Annotated in this window: 3 protein-coding genes; 2 read left to right on the forward strand and 1 reads right to left on the reverse strand. The window is 71.3% G+C overall.

Annotated elements, in window-relative coordinates; translation table 11 throughout:
• Both C665_RS21230 and C665_RS19000 read left to right on the forward strand, forming a co-directional pair.
• Window positions 1-168: ABC transporter permease (locus tag C665_RS21230; RefSeq protein WP_004327453.1), on the forward strand; the 168-nt coding region annotated here is incomplete at its 5' end.
• Window positions 169-173: 5 nt separating this feature from the next.
• On the forward strand, window positions 174-1,373 hold the full coding sequence (locus tag C665_RS19000; protein ID WP_004327454.1) for an ABC transporter permease: 1,200 nt from the start codon (window positions 174-176) through the stop codon (window positions 1,371-1,373).
• A gap of 132 nt (window positions 1,374-1,505) precedes the next feature.
• Here the strand turns inward: C665_RS19000 and C665_RS19005 are convergent, their stop codons facing one another.
• Entirely contained in the window at window positions 1,506-2,825 is a 1,320-nt protein-coding gene (locus C665_RS19005) for a KamA family radical SAM protein (RefSeq protein ID WP_049766945.1), read from the reverse strand.
• Window positions 2,826-2,928 lie beyond the last annotated feature (103 nt).

Consider the following 2,928-nt stretch of genomic DNA (forward strand, 5'->3'; position numbering starts at 1 on the left):
GGCGCCTGGGGCGTGCGCCTGGCTTTCCCGCAGCTGCCGGCGTGGCCGCCCGACTGGGCGGTGATCGCCGCGCTCGCCACCGCGCTCGGCACCGGGGTGCTGTTCGGCGTGCTGCCCGCGCGCCGCGCCGCCCGGCTCGATGCGGTGCAGGCCTTGTCGAAGCGGTAGCGGCGATGCGCTGGCGTGACGCCCTCCACCTCGCCCTGCGTGCGATCACCGCGCATCGGCTGCGCAGCCTCCTGACCCTGCTCGGCATCGGCGTGGGCATCGCCGCGGTGATCCTGCTCACCTCGATCGGCGAGGGTCTGCACCGCTTCGTGCTCGCCGAGTTCGGCCAGTTCGGCACCAACGTGATCAACCTCCACCCGGGCCGCCAGGGCGCACGCGGCGGCCCGCCCGGCCTGCCGTCCACCGCGCGCGACCTCACCCTGGACGACGCGGACGCGCTCGCCCGCCTGCCCCATGTGCGCCACGTCACCGGTTCGGTGAGCGGCAACGCCGAGGTGCGCGCGCAAGGCCGGGTGCGGCGCAGCACCGTGCTCGGCGTGGGACCGCAGATGCAGGAGGTGTACTCGATGCGGGTGCGCGTGGGGCAGTTCCTGCCGCCCGACGAGGCGGCGAGCGCGCGCGCCTTCGTGGTGCTGGGCCCCAAGCTCGCACGCGAGCTCTTCGGCAGCACCATCGCGCTCGGCGAGCACGTCGAGATCGGTGCCGAGCGCTTCCGCGTGGTCGGCGTCATGGAAGAGAAGGGGCAGTTCCTCGGTATCGATCTGGACGACGCCGCCTACATCCCGGTGGTGCGCGGCATGGCGCTGTACCAGCGCGACGGCCTCATGGAGATCGCGTTGACCTACGACCCCGAGGCCCCCGCCGCGCGCGTGGCGGAGGCGGTGAAGAAGCGGATGATCGCGCGCCACGGACGCGAGGACTTCACCGTGCTGACGCAGGAGGACATGCTGGCGACGCTGTCGAACATCCTCGATCTGCTCACCGCGGCGGTGGGTGCGCTCGGGGCGATCTCGCTGCTGGTGGGCGGAGTGGGCATCGTCACCATCATGAGCATCGCGGTCACCGAGCGCACCGGAGAGATCGGCCTGCTGGTGGCCCTGGGCGCACGTCGGCGCACCATCCTCGCGCTCTTCCTCGGCGAGGCGGTGGTGCTGGCGGGCATCGGCGGCCTGCTCGGCCTGCTCGTCGGCGCAGGCCTTGCCCAGCTGGTCGGGCTGCTGGTGCCGGCGATGCCGGTGGCCACGCCCTGGCGATACGCGCTCGCCGCCGAGGGGGTCGCCATCGTGGTCGGGCTCGCCGCCGGGGTCCTGCCCGCACGCAGGGCGGCACGGCTCGACGCGGTCGAGGCCTTGCGCGCGGAGTGAGCCATGCGGCGCGCGCGCCCGTTCCAGCGCCACCCTCGCACGCACGTCGTTCCTGCAAAACCACCGCGCTTCCGGGAGCGCCTGGAGCCAAGCGAGTCGCGAGTCGGACGCTGACGAAGCGCCGCCCCGCCCTCAGCCGACGAGCCTTTCCGCGCGGATCGCCTCGTATTCGTCCTGCCAGAACCATTTCGCCTCGCCGAAGGCGGGCGCGAGCTGGTCGAGCCAGGTGGCCTTTTCGTCGAACCGGGCGAAGAACGGGCGTTGCACCCAGTCGGGGTTGCGGCCCTGGATGAAGCGCAGCACGAAGACCTTCTCGCCGGCGATCTCGGTGACGCCCTGGATCTCGACCTTGCCGGGGCTGGCACTCATGCTCGGGCCGCGGGCGGTGCGGGCGAGGCCGGAGACCTGCTGGATGGCCTGCTGGTAGATCTCCCAGGCGCGCGCGAGCGGAACCTCGAAGTAATGGCGGGCGCCGGTGTCGCGCTCGACGAACATGTAATAGGGGACGAGGCCGAGGCGGACCTCGGTCTTCCACAAGCGCGCCCAGGCGGCGGGGTCGTCGTTGATGTGGGCGATGAGCGGACCTTGTGCGCGGATGACGGCACCGGTGGCGCGGATGCGGCGGATGGCGGCGTGGGCGGCGTCGGTCTCGAGCTCCTTCCAGTGGTTGTAGTGCGCCATCAGCGCGACGTGCTTGCCGGCTTCGACGAGCTGCCGGAGCAGGCGCATGAGATCGTCGGCATCCTCGGCGCCGAGGAAGCGGTGCGGCCAGAAGGTGAGCGCCTTGGAGCCGATGCGGATGGTCTGGATGTGGTCGAACTCGGGGCGCAGCAGGGGTTCGAGGTATTCGCGCAGGTGACGGGTCTTCATGACCATGGGGTCGCCACCGGTGACGAGCAGGTCGGTGACCTCGGTATGGGTGCGCAGGTAGTCGTGCAGCACGCGGGCTTCGGAGCTGGCGATGCGCAGCTCCTTGTCGCCGACGAATTGCGCCCAGCGGAAGCAGAAGCTGCAATAGGCGTGGCAGGTCTGGCCCTGGCTGGGGAAGAAGAGCACGGTCTCGCGATACTTGTGCTGCAGGCCGTCGATGCGCTTGCCGTGCTCGTCGAGCGGCATGTTCATCTGCATCTGGTCGGCGGGGTGCGGGTTGAGGGCGTGGCGGACCTCGGCGATGGCGGCCTCGAGCGCGTCCTTGTCCGCGTCGCCTTCGATGAGGCGGGCGATGCGCTCGTAGTGCTCGGACGCGAGCATGCCGCGCTGCGGGAAGGTGAGCTGGAAGATGGGGTCGCGGGGGACGTCGGCCCAGTCGATGAGCTCGTCGATGACGTATTGGTTGACGCGGAAGGGCAGCACGGCGGCCACGACCTTCATCTCGAAGCGCTGCTCGGGAGAAAGGCGCGCGAGCTGCGGGATGCGGTCGAGATCGCGGGCGGTGAAGACCTTGAAGGACATCGGGGCGAAGCGCTCGGCGGCGGGCGCGGCGCGCGGGTTCGACACTGCGGCGGCGATGGGGGCCGCTCGCGCGGTCGCGGCAGCGGCGGCTGTGCGCGGGGTC

This window comes from Thauera aminoaromatica S2 (genome assembly GCF_000310185.1).
GTDB classification, from domain to species: Bacteria; Pseudomonadota; Gammaproteobacteria; order Burkholderiales; family Rhodocyclaceae; genus Thauera; species Thauera aminoaromatica.

Coding starts and splice junctions, on each gene's coding strand:
- C665_RS19005 (WP_049766945.1), bottom strand. CDS start 2,825: ATGTCCTTCAAGGTCTTCACCGCCCGCGATCTCGACCGCATCCCGCAG.
- C665_RS19000 (WP_004327454.1), top strand. CDS start 174: ATGCGCTGGCGTGACGCCCTCCACCTCGCCCTGCGTGCGATCACCGCG.